The organism is Saccharopolyspora phatthalungensis (assembly GCF_014203395.1).
GTDB lineage: Bacteria > Actinomycetota > Actinomycetes > Mycobacteriales > Pseudonocardiaceae > Saccharopolyspora > Saccharopolyspora phatthalungensis.
Map to the genome: position 1 here is coordinate 1,084,307 of NZ_JACHIW010000001.1, position 17,002 is coordinate 1,101,308.

15 protein-coding genes are annotated in these 17,002 nt (G+C 69.4%); 8 read left to right on the forward strand and 7 right to left on the reverse strand.

Translation table 11 applies throughout. The annotated features are described in order from the left end of the window. Positions 1-52: 52 nt before the first annotated feature. The 4 genes from BJ970_RS04880 to BJ970_RS04895 all read right to left on the reverse strand — a co-directional run bounded on the left by BJ970_RS04880 (position 53) and on the right by BJ970_RS04895 (position 6,510). The gene (locus BJ970_RS04880) at positions 53-2,416 is read right to left on the reverse strand and encodes a glycoside hydrolase family 172 protein (protein ID WP_184724250.1); all 2,364 of its coding nucleotides are present in this window, start codon (positions 2,414-2,416) and stop codon (positions 53-55) included. Between the two features lie 433 nt (positions 2,417-2,849). Further along, positions 2,850-3,854 carry a substrate-binding domain-containing protein gene (locus tag BJ970_RS04885; protein WP_184724253.1) on the reverse strand — a complete coding sequence of 335 codons (1,005 nt, stop codon included), beginning with the start codon at positions 3,852-3,854 and terminating at the stop codon, positions 2,850-2,852. Between the two features lie 23 nt (positions 3,855-3,877). Further along, a complete protein-coding gene (locus BJ970_RS04890) occupies positions 3,878-4,921 on the reverse strand; it encodes an ABC transporter permease (protein ID WP_376774986.1) in 1,044 nt (347 codons plus the stop codon). Next, complete coding sequence (locus tag BJ970_RS04895) at positions 4,918-6,510, reverse strand: sugar ABC transporter ATP-binding protein (protein ID WP_184724256.1); 1,593 nt, start codon at positions 6,508-6,510, stop codon at positions 4,918-4,920. The genes BJ970_RS04890 and BJ970_RS04895 overlap by 4 nt, the downstream gene beginning before the upstream one ends. 239 nt (positions 6,511-6,749) lie before the next feature. Here BJ970_RS04895 and BJ970_RS04900 point away from each other — a divergent pair, with 239 nt between their 5' ends. Next, entirely contained in the window at positions 6,750-7,742 is a 993-nt protein-coding gene (locus BJ970_RS04900) for a DUF6542 domain-containing protein (protein WP_184724259.1), read from the forward strand. Positions 7,743-7,832: 90 nt separating this feature from the next. Here the strand turns inward: BJ970_RS04900 and BJ970_RS04905 are convergent, their stop codons facing one another. Then, positions 7,833-8,852 carry a 4-hydroxy-3-methylbut-2-enyl diphosphate reductase gene (locus BJ970_RS04905; protein WP_184724262.1) on the reverse strand — a complete coding sequence of 340 codons (1,020 nt, stop codon included), beginning with the start codon at positions 8,850-8,852 and terminating at the stop codon, positions 7,833-7,835. Between the two features lie 119 nt (positions 8,853-8,971). On the opposite strand from BJ970_RS04905, the gene BJ970_RS04910 reads away from it, so the two are divergent. From BJ970_RS04910 to BJ970_RS36930, 4 genes are all read left to right on the forward strand, one after another. After that, positions 8,972-9,418: a lipid droplet-associated protein gene (locus BJ970_RS04910; protein ID WP_184724265.1), complete on the forward strand. Its 447-nt coding sequence runs from the start codon at positions 8,972-8,974 to the stop codon at positions 9,416-9,418. Positions 9,419-9,527: 109 nt separating this feature from the next. Then, positions 9,528-10,754, forward strand: coding sequence for an exodeoxyribonuclease VII large subunit (xseA, locus tag BJ970_RS04915; RefSeq protein ID WP_184728881.1), 1,227 nt, complete (start codon positions 9,528-9,530; stop codon positions 10,752-10,754). A gap of 13 nt (positions 10,755-10,767) precedes the next feature. Continuing rightward, the gene (locus BJ970_RS04920; protein WP_184724268.1) at positions 10,768-11,187 is read left to right on the forward strand and encodes a hypothetical protein; all 420 of its coding nucleotides are present in this window, start codon (positions 10,768-10,770) and stop codon (positions 11,185-11,187) included. Positions 11,188-11,222: 35 nt separating this feature from the next. Continuing rightward, positions 11,223-11,438 carry an exodeoxyribonuclease VII small subunit gene (locus tag BJ970_RS36930; protein WP_376775106.1) on the forward strand — a complete coding sequence of 72 codons (216 nt, stop codon included), beginning with the start codon at positions 11,223-11,225 and terminating at the stop codon, positions 11,436-11,438. Positions 11,439-11,505: 67 nt separating this feature from the next. Here BJ970_RS36930 and BJ970_RS04930 read toward each other — a convergent pair whose 3' ends face one another. After that, positions 11,506-12,099: a DUF4245 domain-containing protein gene (locus BJ970_RS04930; RefSeq protein WP_184724274.1), complete on the reverse strand. Its 594-nt coding sequence runs from the start codon at positions 12,097-12,099 to the stop codon at positions 11,506-11,508. A gap of 176 nt (positions 12,100-12,275) precedes the next feature. Here BJ970_RS04930 and glpX point away from each other — a divergent pair, with 176 nt between their 5' ends. After that, a complete protein-coding gene (gene glpX / locus BJ970_RS04935) occupies positions 12,276-13,310 on the forward strand; it encodes a class II fructose-bisphosphatase (protein WP_184724277.1) in 1,035 nt (344 codons plus the stop codon). A gap of 184 nt (positions 13,311-13,494) precedes the next feature. Here the strand turns inward: glpX and BJ970_RS04940 are convergent, their stop codons facing one another. Then, positions 13,495-14,478 (reverse strand): NAD(P)/FAD-dependent oxidoreductase, encoded by a 984-nt coding sequence (locus tag BJ970_RS04940; RefSeq protein WP_184724280.1) that lies wholly within the window; start codon positions 14,476-14,478, stop codon positions 13,495-13,497. A 194-nt stretch (positions 14,479-14,672) separates the two neighbouring features. Here BJ970_RS04940 and BJ970_RS04945 point away from each other — a divergent pair, with 194 nt between their 5' ends. Further along, complete coding sequence (locus BJ970_RS04945; RefSeq protein ID WP_184728882.1) at positions 14,673-15,434, forward strand: S1 family peptidase; 762 nt, start codon at positions 14,673-14,675, stop codon at positions 15,432-15,434. Positions 15,435-15,583: 149 nt separating this feature from the next. Next, positions 15,584-16,978 carry a class II fumarate hydratase gene (locus BJ970_RS04950; protein WP_184724283.1) on the forward strand — a complete coding sequence of 465 codons (1,395 nt, stop codon included), beginning with the start codon at positions 15,584-15,586 and terminating at the stop codon, positions 16,976-16,978. Positions 16,979-17,002 lie beyond the last annotated feature (24 nt).

A 17,002-nucleotide genomic window follows, 5' to 3' on the forward strand; every position in this document is an offset into this window, starting at 1 on the left:
TTACGCCGCTTATAAAGCAGATCCAAGCGGTGCCCTTCGGCGAGGCGAGGGGTCAGTTTTCGCGTTGCTGTTGGCGAATGACGACTTGCACCAATTGCCACACGTCGGTCGGGGGCTCGCCGTCGTCCTGGCCGGTCGTGTCCGGGGTGCCCGACTCCGGCACGGTGGACTCGGTCGGCGAGGCCGGTGGTGTCGTCGGGGCGGTGGGCGGAATCGACGGGGCCGAGGGCGGAAGTTCCGGGGTTTGGGTCGGTAGTTCCGCGGTTTGGGTCGGTAGTTGCGGGACGCCGGGCAGTTGCCGGGTCGATGGGCGTCCGCCGTACCAGTACGCCGTTGAACTGTAGTCGCCCGGCTCGTCGTTTACCGGACCGTGCTCGATACCGGCCACCAGACCATTGCGGAACGGCACCGCGTCGTTGAGCAGCAGCCGGTAGGCACCGGTGCAGTCGTACCGGCAGCCATCGCCGTTGATCTCGTGCGCCGGGTTCCCGGTCAACGGCATCGAGAACGTGGTGCCGAACCGGAAGTACCAACCGGATTCATAGAAGTCCTCGGTACCGGTGCCGTGCCACGCCGGCATGCTTGCGCCGTCGACGAAGAACCGTTCGTCGCCCTCCAGGTAGTTGCGCTGGTTGACCTCCGCCATATCGGAGAGCGGTTCGCTCGTGTGCCGCCTCGTACCCGGCGGTATCAGCCCGCGCATGGTGTGCGTGACGCCGTAGAAGGTGCCCGCGCCCTCGGCCCTCAAGAAGTTCCAGTCCTGCCCCGATATGGTCCGCCCGCGCTGGTGGGTCGCGTGGAAGTAGCCAGCGTTGGGGTCGAGCTGACCGTCGGAACTGGTCACCTCCGCGGTCGCGCCGACGATCGGCACCCCGCCGGTGTTCACCAGCTCCACCGTGGCGTGCTGGCCGAACGGCATGGGCCACCAGGCGGTGTACCAGCCATCCAGCCCGGGATCGACCGAGCTCATCAGGGCGCGCACGTCGTGCTCGCCGAGCCCGGTGCCGAAGAACTCGCCGACCGGCGCGTCCACAGTGGTCTTTCCGTCGAAGGTAATGCGCAGCCGGGTGCGCTCCAGCACCTCGTCGGAGGCCGCGACGTCCTCCGGCCGGGTCGGGTAGCGCCCGAGCAGTTTGGACCGCGCGAACACCGGGTTGTCGATGCGGTAGCCGTGCGCGGCTTCCTCGCCGGGGTGCCCAGGACCCAGGTCGAGCACGTCGGTGCGCACCCACTCGCCGTTGACCAAGCTGTGCACGTCGTAGCGGAACTCGTTGAAGTCCAGCGAGGACGAGATGAACCGGTTCTCGATGTCCACCGAAGACCGACCGGCAGTGACGCCCGGCGGCACGTCGATGACCTGCACGCCCCACGACCCGGGGGCGGCCGGGCCGCTGCGCCACTCGCCGACCTGCCGACCGTTGACGCGCAGGTTGCCGACCTGGTCGGCGATCTGCGGGTCGTACCGCCGGATCACCCGGATGCCCTGGTTGTCCGGGTGTACCCGCATGCTGAACCGGCTGCGCCCGCCGGCGCCGAACGCCCGGCCGTCGTCCACCACCTGCGGTGCCGCCATCACCTGCGGCAGTCGCAGCCGCAGCTGGTTGATCCGGGCGGGTCCGCGGAGTTCGGCGACCGTGGCGGCCGCGCCGGCCGGCAGGTCGAAGTCCCGCCGGACCGGCGTGCCACCGGCTCGCGGCTTGGGATCGGCGACCCCGAACGCGCGGAGCCGCGCGAGGACGTCTTCGGCGGGGTCGCCGGGGTTGAAGGTCCGCACGCCCTCGGCGTCGGGGAATGCGCGGTAGTCGACGTGGTAGAAGTACGGGTTGTTCTGCACCGTGACCCGCATCGATTTGCGATACGGCATCGGCACCTTGACCACCACGCCGCCGGCGGCGTCGTCGGCGTTGGCGACCAGTGGCCATTCGAAGGGGGCACCCAGCTTCCCGTTGACCACGTCGATCAGCGGCGCGTCCAGCACCACCCGACCGTCGAGCTCGACCACGATGTTGCCGGTGCCGGTGACGTCGCCGAGGGGTTCGCGAGTGGACCAGATCGAGGAAATTTCGCCGGCGCCGGCGTGTTCGGCGATGACACAACCGCGGCCCGAATGACGCAGGCAGGAATAGGTGCCCTCGAATCCGTCGTTATTCCCGCCGGTCCGGTCGTAACTGGAGAACTGCCGCGACTGTTCCGCGCCGCGCAGTTGCGCCAGTCCGTCAAGATCGCGGTACGTTTCCCAGCCTACTGGGCCTTTCGTCGTGGGCGCTGAAGTTTGACCATATGCGCGGACAGAGCCGAATCCGGCGTCCGCGACCACGGCGGCCGCCGCCAGCGAAGCGACTCCGAGGTAGGCACCGAGCCAGCGAGCGCGCCGACGACCGTTTCCCGGCGGCGACAGTGCTGAGCGGTCTCTCATCGTGCTCGTCCTCCCCGCACACCACTGCCCGCAGTAGACGGTGATCCCGCTCTGTCTTGGATGGTGGTGCGCGCATGGATGAAGTTTTGTCCGACTACGGGTGAAAGATCATTCGCGCATTGAGCGCAGCGTAAGAAAATGCCCTCCACAAAGGCAACTAAGACGGGCGGTGTCGAAGAATCCGCAACGCGAATTCACTCAATGAGATGGTTGCCGGGCCCGGGGGCGACCGACAACCACCATCCAGGTGTTATTTGGCTTGTTTCGCGCGGAACGCGCAGACCACCAACGGAATTCGCCCCGACACGCGACCATCCACAATGGACTCGGCAAATCCGCTACTCACCGGCGAGTGCGACATCGAGCCGACCTGCGGTCGCGAGTGGTCGCGGCGGCATGCACGACCACTCGCGCCGATCGGCTCAGCCCTGGATCAACCCTGGTTCAGCCGGGCGTAGATCTCGGCGGCGTTGTCCTTGGTGACCAGTTGGGTCTGCAAGGTCTGCGACTTGGGCACCGGCTGGCAATCGACCAGCAGCTTCTTGGCCGCCTCGACCGCTTCCGCGCCGCCGGTCGGGTACAGGTTGGTGGCCTGCAACCGGCCCTCCTCGACCGCCTTGATACCGCCGGACGGGATGGGCAGCCCGTCGATGCCGACGAACTTCAGGTCATTGCGATTGGCGGCCTGAGCGGCCAGGTACGCGCCCTCGGCCATCGGGTCGTTCTGCGCGTAGACGGCCTGGATGTCCGGATGTGCCTTGAGCAGGGCGTCCATCTTCTGCTGCCCGACCGACCGCTCCCACTCGCCGTCGGCGGTGGCCACGATCTCGATCGGCGAACCCTGGATGCCGTCCTTGAAGCCCTGCTCCCGCTCCGCGGCCGGGGTCGAGCCGGACAGGCCCTTGATCTGCACGATCTTGCCGCCCTGCGGCAGCACCGTGTTCCTGAAGTACTCGCCGGCCTGCCGACCGATCTGGACGTTGTCGGCGCCGATGTAGGTGGAGAAGGCGTCCCCATCGATCTTGCGGTCCAGCACCACGACCGGAATTCCCTTGTTGTAGGCCTTCTTGACCACATCGGTCAGCGGCGCCGCCTCGTTGGGCGAGATCATCAGCAGGTCGACCTGCTTGGTGATGAAGTTCTCCACGTCACTGACCTGCTTGGAGTTGTCCTTGGCCGCGTCGGCGAACTGAACCTCGAACTGCGGCACCTTCCCGGCCGCCTGGCGGATGTCGTCGTCCATCCGGACCCGGTACGGCTCGGCGAGGTTGGCCTGGCTCATCCCGATGGTGTACTTGCCGTTCGGGCCGTGGCAGTTCTTGGTCGGATCCTGGGCCCGCACCTGTCCGGTGTTCTCGCTGGTCGTACCGCAACCGGCGGCGATCAACGCGACCGCGGCGCACGTGACTGCAACCAAGGACTTAGTTGTCTCGCGCATCGTGCTTCCTTCCGGAGAGGGTTTCAGGACGTTGGACGCAAGCGCTGCAGTGCCGCCGCCGCGACGATCACCAACCCCTTGATCAGTAGCTGCAGATCGGTGTTGACGCTGTTCAGGCTGAGGATGTTGTTGAGGATTCCGAGCAACAAGGCACCCGCGATGGTGCCGATCACCGAGCCCCGACCGCCGGCCAGGCTGGTACCGCCGACCACCACCGCGGCGATTCCGTCGAGCTCGTAAGCGATTCCGTCGTTCGGGCTGCCCGCGTTGAGCTGGCCGGCGTGCACGATGCCGGCCAACGCGGCGCAGAATCCGGCGATGCCGAAGGCGATGATCTTGACCCGGTTCACCGGCACACCCGAGAGCCGGGCGGCCTTCTCGTTTCCGCCGATGGCGTAGAGGTGCCGGGAGTAGGCGCTGCCGCGCAGGAACAGGATCGCCACGACGGCCACCACCGCGAAGATCAGCGCCGGAATCGGCACCACACCGCCGAAAGTGCGTTCCCCGAGCAGGGAGAACAGCATCGGCGCCTGCCCCGGACCGTCGCCGTAGGAGATCTGTACCGTCTCGCCGCCGGACCACATGCGCGCCAGACCCCGGGCGATCTGCAAGCCGGCCAGCGTGACGATGAAGGCCTGCACCCCGAGCAGGGCCACCGCGGCGCCCTGCGACAGGCCGAAGACGATGCCCGCGAGCAGCACCAGCGCGACCGTTGCCCACACGCCGAAGTCGTCATCGACCATCAGCACGGCCGACCCCACCGCGGCCAGCCCGAGCACCGAGCCGACCGACAGGTCGATGCCGCCGATCAAGATCACGAAGGTGAGCCCGATGGCGATGATCCCGATCTCGGAGACCGCACGCACGATGTTGAAAAGGTTGTCGCTGCTCAAAAAAAGGATCTGCCCGTTGTTGCGGGGCGAGAAGATCACCGCCGCCACGAACACCGCGACCAGTCCGAAGAAGCTCTGGAACCGGAACAGCGTCTCGACCGTGTTCGCCCGCCTGGCCGGGGCGGCCACCGATCCGCCGGGTTCCGCGGGCCGGTCTTTCGTCTGGTTGCTCACCGCGCACCTCCCCCAGTGCTCTGCCGCCCGGTGCCGACCACCGGCCCGGACCCGTCGGCCGCGACGTGCTCGCCCATGGCGGCCGCCAGCAATTCCGCTTCACCGACCTCGGCCGTGTCGAACTCGGCCACGCTGCGCCCGGCGCGCAACACCACCACCCGGTGGCACACGCCGACCAGTTCCGGCAGTTCCGAGGACGCGAGCAGCACGCCGATGCCGCGGCCCGCGATCTCGCCGAGCAGTTGGTAGATCTCGGACTTCGCGCCGATGTCCACACCGCGGGTGGGATCGTCCAGCAGCAACAACCGCGGTTCGGTCAGCAACATCCGCCCGAAGACGACCTTCTGCTGGTTCCCCCCGGACAGGGTGCCCACCGGGTCGAGGATCCGGCCGAGCTTGACCTTGAGCTGCCGCACGCTCCGCTCGGTCGCGGACACCTCGGCGCGCCGACGCACCAGCCCGGCCACGCCAAGCCGGTCCAGCACCGACAGCACGGTGTTGGCCAGCACCGAATGCTCCAGCACGAGGCCGGAGCTCCTGCGGTCCTCCGGCACGAAGGCGATGCCCTCGCGCAGCGCGCGGTGCGGACCCCTCGGCCGCACCCGGTGCCCATCGATGGACACCCGCCCTTCCCACGTGCCGGAGGACGCCGCCCCGAACAGTGATTCCAGCAGTTCGGTGCGACCTGAGCCGAGCAACCCGCACAGCCCGACGATCTCCCCGCGACGCACGGTCAGATCGATGCCGTCGGGTTCCCGGCGCCCCACCCGCGGTCGCCGCGGGCGGACCGCGAACCCGGAGACCGACAGCAGATCCGCGCCGATGGTGCCGCGCTCGGCGCGATACATCGTCTGCACCGATCGTCCCACCATCGCCTCGGCGGCCTGTTCCGCGGTCAGCTTCCGCGCATCGAACTCGGCGACTTTGCGGCCGTTGCGCAGCACGGTGGCCCGGTCGGCCACCTGCCCGATCTCGTCCATCCGGTGCGAGATGTAGACGATCCCGGTGCCGCTGCGGCGCAGTTCGGTGATCACCGAGAACAGCCGCTCCACCTCGGTGCTGGACAGCGCCGAGGTCGGCTCGTCCATGATCAGCACCTTCGCATCCAGCGACAGCGCTCGGGCGATGGTCACCAACTGCTGCTCGCCGATGCGCAGTTCCCCGACCGACCGCAACGGATCCAGGTCAATGCCGGTGCGCCGCAGCAGTTCCCGGGTGTGTGCGGCCATCTTCCGGCGGTCCACCACGCCGAATCTGTTGCGCAGCTCCCGGCCGAGGTAGAGGTTCTCGGCGACGCTCAATCCGGGAACCAGGTCGAGCTCCTGGTGGATCATCGCGATGCCGGCGCGCTGGGCGTCGGCCGGCTTGCCGAACTGCACCCGCCGGCCCTCGACCGAGATCGTCCCGATGTGATCGACGACATCCCCCGAGAGCACCTTCATCAGCGTGCTCTTGCCCGCGCCGTTCTCCCCCAGCAACGCGTGCACCTCGCCCGCGCGAACCGTCAGATCCACGCCGTCACACGCGAGCACACCCCCGTAGCGCTTCGAAATGCCGGTCATCTCGACCAGCGGTGGCGCCGTGCTCATAGGACCCCCGTCACGCCGCTCGCGAATCCCGAGAAAACGATTGCTCGGACGCTAAAGTCGTCATGCTCCTTGTGTCAAGGTTCACACACTCGCCCCAGTGACGGGGCATCCGTTCGGCTGCACGAACATCACATAGCGGTCACGTTGACAGAAAGTGCCAGTAACTCAACGTGGGGTAATACGCAAGTTCTCGAAGACGGCTCTCGGCGCGGGGTACTGGACCGTTACCGTTGGGACTCGTGACCGCGATCCGCGAGAGCCAGAGCGCCCCACCTCCCAGCAACGGCGCTCCCAACTGGTCGACGCGCTCAGCATTCGGCACCAACGGCGTGCCGCTGTGGGGTGCCGTGCTGCTGGCTGCCGTACTGACCGCGATCGGAACAGTGCTCGACATCCTGATCTGGGCGCAGCCCGGCATGCTGTTCAAGTCGGGCTTTTTCGTCGGGTGCGTGCTGGCCGTTCTGCTGGTGAAGCGCCAGAGCGTGTTCGGTCCGATGGTGCAACCGCCGCTCGTGCTCACCATCGTCATGCCGCTGCTGGTGCTGATCACCGGCAGCGGCATGACCGCCGGGGCAGGCGTCACCGCCAAGGCGCTCGCCGTGGCTCGCCCGCTGATCAGCAGCTTCCCGATCATGGCGGGCGCGACCATCGTCGCCCTGGGCATCGGACTGATCCGGATGTTCGTCACGCAGCGGGCCGGCTCCCGCCCCGAGGTCGCCGAGAGCGACGAGGCCAAGAAGCGCCGCCGCCCCGCCGACCCGGCCCGCAAGAAGCCGGGCGAAGACGTCGAGAGGCGGCGGCCGGAAGAGCGGGAGCGCCGGAGGCAGGCCCGTGCCGAGGGCTCAGCACGTCAGCAGCGGGCCCAAACTGACCGCGGGCGGGCGCAGGCCCCGGGGCGGCCCCGCAGCGGCGACACAGCCAGCAGGGCCCGAGGCGAGGCACCCGGCAGAGCCCGAGGCGAGGCACCTGGCAGGGCCAGAGGAGACGCATCCGGCAGAACCCGGGGAGACGCCGACAGATCCCGAGGCGAGGCATCCGGCAGAGCCCGAGGCGAATCGCCCGGCAGGGCGCGCGGAGGCGAGGGACGACCGGAGCACGACGGCCGGGCGGTGCCGCCGCGACGCGGCGCGGCCCCGCGGCAGGCACCCGGGCGGCCGCGACCGGCGGACCCGCCGCAGGGGGAGCCGCCCCGGCGACCCCGTCGGCCGCGGCGCGACGAGCAGTTCGGGTAGGCCGGGCATTTTCCGCCCGAGCCGGGGGAAATCTTCAGACCTCGAAAAAGGGGCATCCGCGCGGCGCGGATGCCCTTTTCGCTAAGCCGTTCACCGGACGCTCGTGGGCTTGTCCGGGTTGGCGTCGAGGTCCTTGCGAAGTTCTCGCGGCAGCGCGAAGGTGACCTTCTCGTTCGCCGTGGTGACTTCGTCCACGTGGCTCCAGCCGCGCTCGGCCAGGTAATCCAGCACCTGCAGCACCAGCACGTCGGGCACCGACGCACCGCTGGTCACGCCGACTGTGGTGACGCCGTCCAGCCATGCCTCGTCGATCTGGGCCGCGTAGTCCACGAGGTGCGCGTCGGACGCGCCGGCCTGCAGGGCGACCTCGACCAGACGCTTGGAGTTCGAGGAGTTCTGCGAACCGACGACGATCACCAGCTCGCACTCCGGCGCCATCGCCTTCACCGCGTACTGCCGGTTCGAGGTCGCGTAGCAGATGTCGTCGCTCGGCGGGGCCTGCAGATCCGGGAAGCGCTCCTTGAGCTGGTCCACCCGCTCCATCGTCTCGTCCACGCTGAGCGTGGTCTGCGACAGCCACACGACCTTGCTCGGGTCGCGGACCTCGACCTTGTCGACGTCCTCCGGCGTGTCGACCAGTTGCACGCGGTCCGGCGCCTCGCCCGCGGTGCCCTCGACCTCCTCGTGGCCTTCGTGGCCGATCAGCAGGATGTCGTAGTCGTCGCGGGCGAACCGGTTGACTTCCTTGTGCACCTTGGTAACCAGCGGGCAGGTCGCATCGATGGTGCGCAGATTCCGCTGCGCCGCTTCGGCGTGCACCGCCGGCGAAACGCCATGCGCGGAGAACACCACGAGCGCACCCTCCGGCACCTCGTCGGTCTCATCCACGAAGATCACGCCGCGCTCGGACAACGTGTCCACCACGTGCCGGTTGTGCACGATCTCCTTGCGCACGTAGATCGGGGGCCCGTAAGTCTCCAGGGCCTTCTCGACGGTGACCACGGCGCGGTCGACACCTGCGCAGTACCCGCGCGGCTTGGCCAGCAGAACCCGCTTGGTCCGGCCGTTGTCCTGGTCAGCGAGGTCATTGGCCTCGGGCGAGGTCGTCATATCGCCAAGGGTACGGGTCGGGCCAAGACCACCACCTGGCGCAGTCGCCGCACCCGCCTAGATCACAGTCGCGCAGCGGGGCGATGGCCTAGGCGGCCCGAGTGCGGCAGGCTGGGGCCATGTCATCGTTCCCCCTGCCGTTGCGGGTCGCCGCCGGACTCGCGGCCACCGCCGTTGAGCAGGCACGCCAGCTCCCGGCCACCCTGCTCGGTCTGCCGGTTACCGTGGCCAGCCAGGCGTTGCAAGCGTCGATGCGGATCCAGCAGCAGATCACCGAGTTGGCGATCAAGGGCGACGAGGCCCTCGCCGGACTGCGCACCCCGGAGGAACAGCCCGCCTGGGCCACCTTCGACGAGGACGAGCCGATGGAACCGCAGGTGCTGGCCGAGGACCTGTCGGTGCTGGCCGACTACGACCACCTGACGCTGCCGCAGCTGCGCGGCAGGCTCCGCTCGTTCACCGAGGCGGAGCTGGCCGAACTGCTCGCCTACGAGCAGCAGCACGGTCGGCGCGCGGAATTCCTCCGCATGCTGCGGAACCGCCTCGACCGGCTGCGCAACCAGTGACCCGGCAGCAGGCAGACTGTAAGGGGACCCTTGACCGGGCTGATGGGCGTCTGCGTGGGGGCTTGACCGGTCGAAAGTGCCCGCCCCGAACGACATCCGAGGAGTGACGCTGAGTTCTCCGACCAGTCCCGAGGAGCCCTGGCCGGTACGCACCGTGGCGCGCAAGATCGCCGACTGGATCAACCGGCTCGGCGCGGTGTGGGTGGAAGGGCAGATCACCCAGATCTCGCTACGCCCAGGCGCGGCCACCGCCTTCCTGACGCTGCGCGACACGTCGGCCGACGTGTCGCTGACGCTCACCTGCTCGGCCGCGCTGTTGCGCACGATGGAGCCGCCGCTGACCGACGGCAGCCGGGTCGTGGTGCACGGCAAGCCGACGTTCTTCGTCGGTCGCGGCACCCTGAGCCTGCGGGTCGACGAGATCCGCGCGGTCGGCATCGGCGAACTGCTGGCACGCATCGAGCGGCTGCGCCGGCTGCTGAAGGCCGAGGGCCTGTTCGACCCGGCGCGCAAGCGGCCGCTGCCGTTCCTGCCGAACCGCGTCGGCCTGATCACCGGGCGCGCCTCGGCCGCCGAGCACGACGTGCTGACCAACGCGCAGCTGCGCTGGCCGGCGGTGCAGTTCGAGATCCGCAACGTCGCCGTGCAGGGGTCGACCGCCGTCCCGCAGATCCTGGAGGCCCTGCGGGAGCTGGACCGGCTGCCGGAGGTCGACGTGATCGTGCTGGCGCGCGGCGGCGGTAGCGTCGAGGACCTGCTGCCGTTCTCCGACGAGACCCTGTGCCGCGCGGTCTCCGCCTGCGGGACGCCGGTGGTCAGCGCCATCGGGCACGAACCGGACTCGCCCCTGGTGGACCACGTCGCCGACGTGCGCTGCTCCACCCCGACCGGCGCGGGCAAACGAGTGGTGCCCGATGTCGCCGAGGAGACGCAGCGCATCCACCAGCTGCGCGACCGCGCCCGCCGCGCCCTGCATGGCTGGGTCGACCGGGAGCGTCGGCTGCTCGACGCGTTGCGCAGCCGGCCCGTGCTGGCCGACCCGTTCGGACCGCTGGCGCGGCGTGCCGAGCAGGTCGAGCTGCTGCGCGACCGGGCCCGCCGCGCGGTGACGACGGCGCTGAACACCGAACGACACGCGTTGACCGCCACTCGATCTCGCTTGACGACCTTGGGCCCGGCGGCCACTCTGGCTCGTGGATACGCAATCGTGCAGCGCATCGAGGACGGCGTGGATGGTGTGCTCCGGTCCGTCGACGAGGCGCCGCCGGGAACTCGCCTGCGAGTGCGGGTCGTTGACGGTGCGATCCAGGCAGTCGTACCGGACCGAGCAGGCTGAACAGGACGGAACCGTGCACCCGAAGCAGGAACCATCGTTCCTCCCCCTGACCGTCGGCGTCGCGCGGTCGGCGGCCACCGACGCGGGACCGCAGCGGGACCGGGCCGGCGAGGTGCAGCGCTGTGCCGAGGCAGCCGACGCCACGGCGGTCGGATGCTGGGCCGCGCTGCTGGGCGGCTGCCAGTCCGCCGAGCGCCGCGACTTGCCTTCCCGGCTACGCGCGCTGGTCGCCGCCACCTCCGGGTACGTGGGGACCGGGGGGTGGGCCGTTTCCGCGCATCGACGTAGGGTCGCGGAAGCGCAGTTGCGCATCAACGACGCGGTGCGCGAAGGCGATGGCGCCGAGTTCGCCGAGGCGTTCGTCGGCTACGACCAGGCGATCGCCACGGCGGTGGTGTCCGTGCAGAGCAATGTGGAGAGTGCGACCCCGTGACCGCGAACGAGCAGCAGGACGAGCACTTCGACCCGGTGGCCGACCACCCCGAGGTCGCCGAGCTCGGCTACGAGCAGGCCCGCGACCAGCTGGCCGAGGTGGTCAAGCAACTGGAGGCCGGTGGGCTCTCCCTGGAGGACTCGCTGGCGCTGTGGGAGCGCGGCGAGGCCCTGGCGGCGGTGTGCGAACGGCACCTCGCGGGCGCCCGCGAACGCGTCGAGCGCGCCCTGGCCGCCGTCGAACAGGACTGACTCGCGGTTGGCGCCCCACCCATGCTCCGCAGTTTCGATTTAAAATCGCAGTCGGGGTCGGCTCTGGTCAGATGCCCGCCGGGGCGTTGATCGCGGCTTCGGCGAGGGTGCGGAACTCGGCCTCGTCGGCGTTGCCGGTGATCAGCAGGCGGACTCCGGCCCGCTCGGCAACCCACGCCTGCTCGCCGCGCACGCTGTCGTAGACCACCCATCGCTGCCCCGCGGCATCGACCGTGCCCCGGGCGTGCGGCGGCTGCCGCGTCTCGCTCGCGACCAGCTCGTCTTCGGCCGCGGTCGACTGCGCCAACCGCAGGTACCGGGCCCGGCCGGTCAACCATCCGACCCGCACGACCTGCGCATGGGAGGCGAGCGTGGTCACATTCGCGGCATTGGCCCGCCAGGTCGCGGGCAGGCTCGGTTCGAGCACCGGGAAGCCCACCCGCCCGGCCGCGCGGCGCAGTTCGGCGGCAACGTCCACGGTCGGCACCGGGCCGCCCTGGATCGACGGGCCGCCGGGGCTGAACGAGCACTGCCCCACCAGCCCGGCGATCCCGAAGGCGACCAGGACCATCGGCAGCAGGGCGAACACCATCGCCGACACGGTCCGGGGCGGGCGGGACAGAGCTGGTCGCTCGTTGCGGGGTTCAGCCACGCCGCTCATGGTCTCACCGGCCCGGCTGCGGGCCTCCGGCCCTCCGAGCAGGAGTGGGCTGCCCCACGAGAAAGCTCCGGCAGGCCGCCGATCTGCGAAGATCGGGGTAACGAGCCTGGGCGCGGGCCGGATCCCGCCGAACCCGGGCAGCAGAACACGAAAATTGCTCACCACCGGGAGGCGCGATGAGCACCGAACGACACCGCGAAGCACCGGACCGCAACCTGGCGATGGAACTGGTCCGGGTGACCGAGGCCGCCGCGATGGCGGCGGGCCGTTGGGTCGGCCGCGGCGACAAGAACTCCGGTGACGGCGCCGCGGTTGACGCGATGCGCAAACTCATCGGCACCGTGTCGATGCGGGGCGTCGTCGTCATCGGCGAGGGCGAGAAGGACGAAGCGCCGATGCTCTACAACGGCGAGCAGGTCGGCAATGGCGAAGGCCCGGAATGCGACGTCGCGGTCGACCCGATCGACGGAACCACGCTGCTCAGCAAGGGAATGCCGAACGCGCTGGCGGTGCTCGCGGTGTCTGAGCGCGGCACCATGTTCGACCCGTCCGCGGTGTTCTACATGGAGAAAATGGCCGTCGGCCCGGAGGCGGCCGGGGTCGTGGACCTGACCGCCCCGATCGCGGAGAACATCCGCCGGGTGGCCAAGGCCAAACACATCGACGTCTCCGACGTCACGGTGTGCATCCTGGACCGCCCGCGGCACGAACAGATCGTCAAGGAGGTTCGCGACGCGGGCGCGCGCATCCAGTTCATCTCCGACGGCGACGTGGCCGGTGCGATCGCGGCGGCCCGGCCGGACAGCGGCGTCGACATGCTGCTGGGCATCGGGGGCACCCCGGAGGGCATCATCTCCGCATGCGCGCTGAAGTGCCTCGATGGTGAGATCCAGACGCGGCTGTGGCCGCGGGACGACGCCGAGCGGGCGAAGCTCCGCGAAGCCGGCCACGACGTGAACCAGGTGCTGACCACCTCCGACCTGGTGCGCGGCGACAACATGTTCTTCGTCGCCACCGGCATCACCGACGGCGCGCTGCTCAAGGGCGTGCACTACCGCGCGAACCGGTGCACGACACAGTCGATCGTGATGCGCTCGAAGTCCGGCACGGTCCGGGTCATCGAGGGGCTGCACAAGCTGTCGAAGCTGCGCGAATACTCCGATGTGGACTTCGGCGAGAGCGACACCGCACGGCACGGACTGCTGCCCTGACCTGGCGGTTCCGACGGAAATCGACGGGGTCAACCAGCACACTGACGGTTGACCCCGTTCGGGTGCCCGGTGGGCGGTTCTGGACAGAACCGGTAGTCAACGACGACCCGCGGCGGTCGTGTCGGAACCGCCAGACACGGATTTTTCGGCGAAACCGCCCGCCAAACCACCCGACCAGGCGATGTCAACCCATGTTCGAGGAGTGGCCGGGGAAGAGGTGGGCGTCCGGGTTGAGCTCCACGGCGATGTTGTTGACCGCCGTCGCTGCTTCGCCGAAGCCGGTGGCGATCAGCTTGACCTTGCCCGGGTAGGCCGCGACGTCCCCCGCCGCGTACACCCGTGGCCGGTTGGTCCGCATCGTGCTGTCCACCAGGATCGAGCGCTTCTCCAGCTCCAGGCCCCACTTCTCGATCGGCCCCAGGTCGGCGGTGAACCCGAGCGCCGCGACCACCGTCTGCGCGGGTAGCACCTGGCGCCGCTCGCCGCCGAGCGCGATCTCCACTTCGTGGACCCCGGTGTCGTCGCCGCGGATCTCGGCGACCTCGGCCGGGGTGATCAGCGGGACGCCCAGGTCCTCGACCTTGTGCACCAGCCCCGGATGCGCGCGGAACCGCGTGCGGCGATGCACCAGGGTGACGCTGCGGGCAACCGGGTGCAGCGCCAGCGCCCAGTCGAATGCGGAGTCACCACCGCCGACCACCACCACGTCGCGTCCACTGTGCACGGACAACTCCGGGATGAAGTGCACCACGCCACGACCGACCCAGTCACCGCCGACGGGCAGCGGCCGCGGGGTGAATTCGCCCATTCCTGCCGTGACCAGCACGGCGTCAGCCCGCACTACCTCATGCTCGCCGACATTGACGAGCAAAGAACCATCCACATCGGACAGTCCAGTGGCCGGTCGGCCGAGCAGATAGACCGGGTCATACTGACCGGCCTGCTTCACCAGTGCGTCAACCAGATCCCGCCCGCGCACCTCGGGGAACCCGGCCACGTCGAAGATCATCTTCTCCGGGTACATCGCGGTCACCTGGCCGCCGGGCTCGGGTAGCGCGTCGACCACCGCCACCGACATGCCGCGGAACCCCGCGTAGTAGGCGGCAAACAAACCGGTCGGACCCGCGCCGACGATCAGCAGATCGACCTCATGCGACACCGCAGTCATGCCCGCCACCTCGTCGTTGACCGTGTGGACACACCCAGGCTAGCCGGATCAGCAGGCAATGTCCGCATTTTTGGCGCGTGCTGCGCCAGATCGCCGAATTCACCTTGGCAGTCGGCGGTACCCGCTCGACAACTTCCCACATAGGTTCACCCAAAGGTGATCATGTCGGGGAGGTACTCGTGAGAAGGACCTTGATGCTGCTCGGCAGTGCTGCGTCGCTGGCGCTGAGCATGGCGATGCTGCCCGCCACCGCGAACGCCGTGGATGACCCGGGCACGCTGATCCTGGGCGGGCACGACGCCACCGAGCGGTACGACTGGATGGCGTCGCTGCAGCGAGGAGGCAACCACAGCTGCGGGGCCTCCCTGATCGACAAGAAGTGGGTGCTCACCGCAGCGCACTGCGTGCAGAACACCGCACCGGCCGACCTCGGCCTCCGGATCGGCAGCCCGAACCACACCACCGGCGGCACCGAGGTAGGCGTGTCCAAGATCGTGGTACACCCGGACTACGCAACCAAGAACCCCAACGGTGACCTCGCGCTGCTGAAGCTCGACCGCGCCGTGTCGCAGAAGCCCGTCAAGATCGCCAACGACTCCGGCGCGACCAACACCCCGTCGCGGATCATCGGCTGGGGCCTGACCTGCCCGACCCGCGGCTGCGGCGAGCCGCCCGCGCAGCTGCAGGAACTGGACACCCGCGTGGTCGCCGACGGCCAGTGCTCGCTGAGCCAGATCGACGGACCGACCGAGATCTGCACCGGGAGCGACAAGCCGCTTGCCAACGCCTGCTTCGGCGACTCCGGCGGTCCGCAGCTGGAGGGCGAGCCCGGCGACTGGAAGCTAACCGGCATCACCAGCCGCCTCGGCAGCCTGGTCCCGATTTGCGGCATGGCCCCGTCGGTCTACACCGACGCAACGGCCTACAAGGCCTGGATCAAGTCCACCATCAGCTGATCCGTTCGTCGTCATCCCCGGCCCAGGTGCGAGATCGGGCACCTTCATCGGTCCAGTGAGGACATTTCGCGTGCGCCGGACCACAGCTGGACCGGCGGGTGGGGCGGCCCACGCTGACCCCGGGTGCCTTCCGGCGGGACACTTTCGGCATGGCTGAACAGGACTACCGGATCGAACACGACACGATGGGCGAGGTGCGGGTTCCCGCCCACGCCCTTTACCGGGCGCAGACGCAGCGAGCCGTGGAGAACTTCCCGATCTCCGGCCGGGGCTTGGAGCGCGCCCAGATCCGGGCGCTCGGTCTGCTGAAGGCCGCGGCGGCCCGGGTCAACGGTCGGCTCGGGGTGCTGGACGCCGAGGCTGCCGAGGCGATCGCCGCCGCCGCCGATGAGGTCGCCGCGGGCACCCACGATGAGCACTTCCCGATCGACGTGTTCCAGACCGGCTCCGGCACGTCGTCCAACATGAACGCCAACGAGGTCATCGCCACCCTGGCGTCCCGGCGGCTGGGCCGCGACGTGCACCCCAACGATCACGTCAACGCCTCGCAGTCGTCCAACGACACCTTCCCGACGACGATCCACGTCGCGGCCACCGAAGCGGTACTCACCGACGTCATCCCGGCGCTGGAGCACCTCGCGACGACGATCGAGGGCCGCGCCGCGGAGTGGACCGAGGTGGTCAAGTCCGGCCGGACGCACCTGATGGACGCGGTGCCGATCACGCTGGCGCAGGAGGCCGGCGCGTGGGCCTCGCAGGTGCGCTACGGGATCGAGCGGCTGCACGGCGGCGTGCCGCGGCTCGGTGAACTGCCGATCGGCGGAACCGCGGTCGGCTCGGGCCTCAACGCGCCGGCGGGCTTCGGCGGGGCGGTCGCCGCGGAGCTGGCGGAGGTCACCGGCCTGCCGCTGACCGAGGCGCGCAACCACTTCGAGGCGCAGGCCGCGCAGGACTCGGTGGTGGAAATCTCCGGGGACCTGCGCACCGTCGCGGTGAGCCTGACCAAGATCGCCAACGACCTGCGGTGGCTGGGTTCCGGCCCGCGCGCCGGGCTGGCCGAACTGGCGCTGCCCGACCTGCAGCCGGGTTCGTCGATCATGCCGGGCAAGGTCAACCCGGTGATCCCGGAGGCCACCCTGCAGGTGGTGGCGCAGGTGATCGGCAACGACGCGGCAGTGGCGTTCGCGGGCTCGCAGGGCAACTTCCAGCTCAACGTGATGCTGCCGGTGATCGCGCGCAACGTGCTGGAATCGGCGCGGCTGCTGGCCGCGGTGTCGCGGCTGCTGGCCGACAAGGTGTTCGCCGGGGTGCAGGTCAACGTCGAGCAGGCCCGCGCCTACGCCGAGGGTTCGCCGTCGATCGTCACGCCGCTGAACCGCTACATCGGCTATGAGGAGGCCGCTGCGGTCGCCAAGCAAGCCCTCAAGGAGCGCAAGTCGGTTCGCGATGTGGTCGTGGAGCGCGGCCACATCGACTCCGGCAAGCTCACCCTGGAGCAGCTGGACGAGGCGCTAGACGTCCTCCGCATGGCCAAGGGCCACTGACACCTGTCGATTTCCATCACTGGA

Coding starts and splice junctions, on each gene's coding strand:
- BJ970_RS04880 (WP_184724250.1), bottom strand. CDS start 2,416: ATGAGAGACCGCTCAGCACTGTCGCCGCCGGGAAACGGTCGTCGGCGC.
- BJ970_RS04905 (WP_184724262.1), bottom strand. CDS start 8,852: ATGACGACCTCGCCCGAGGCCAATGACCTCGCTGACCAGGACAACGGC.
- glpX (WP_184724277.1), top strand. CDS start 12,276: ATGAGCACCGAACGACACCGCGAAGCACCGGACCGCAACCTGGCGATG.
- BJ970_RS04885 (WP_184724253.1), bottom strand. CDS start 3,854: ATGCGCGAGACAACTAAGTCCTTGGTTGCAGTCACGTGCGCCGCGGTC.
- BJ970_RS04950 (WP_184724283.1), top strand. CDS start 15,584: ATGGCTGAACAGGACTACCGGATCGAACACGACACGATGGGCGAGGTG.
- BJ970_RS04945 (WP_184728882.1), top strand. CDS start 14,673: ATGCTGCTCGGCAGTGCTGCGTCGCTGGCGCTGAGCATGGCGATGCTG.
- BJ970_RS04910 (WP_184724265.1), top strand. CDS start 8,972: ATGTCATCGTTCCCCCTGCCGTTGCGGGTCGCCGCCGGACTCGCGGCC.
- BJ970_RS04895 (WP_184724256.1), bottom strand. CDS start 6,510: ATGAGCACGGCGCCACCGCTGGTCGAGATGACCGGCATTTCGAAGCGC.
- BJ970_RS04940 (WP_184724280.1), bottom strand. CDS start 14,478: ATGACTGCGGTGTCGCATGAGGTCGATCTGCTGATCGTCGGCGCGGGT.
- BJ970_RS04930 (WP_184724274.1), bottom strand. CDS start 12,099: ATGAGCGGCGTGGCTGAACCCCGCAACGAGCGACCAGCTCTGTCCCGC.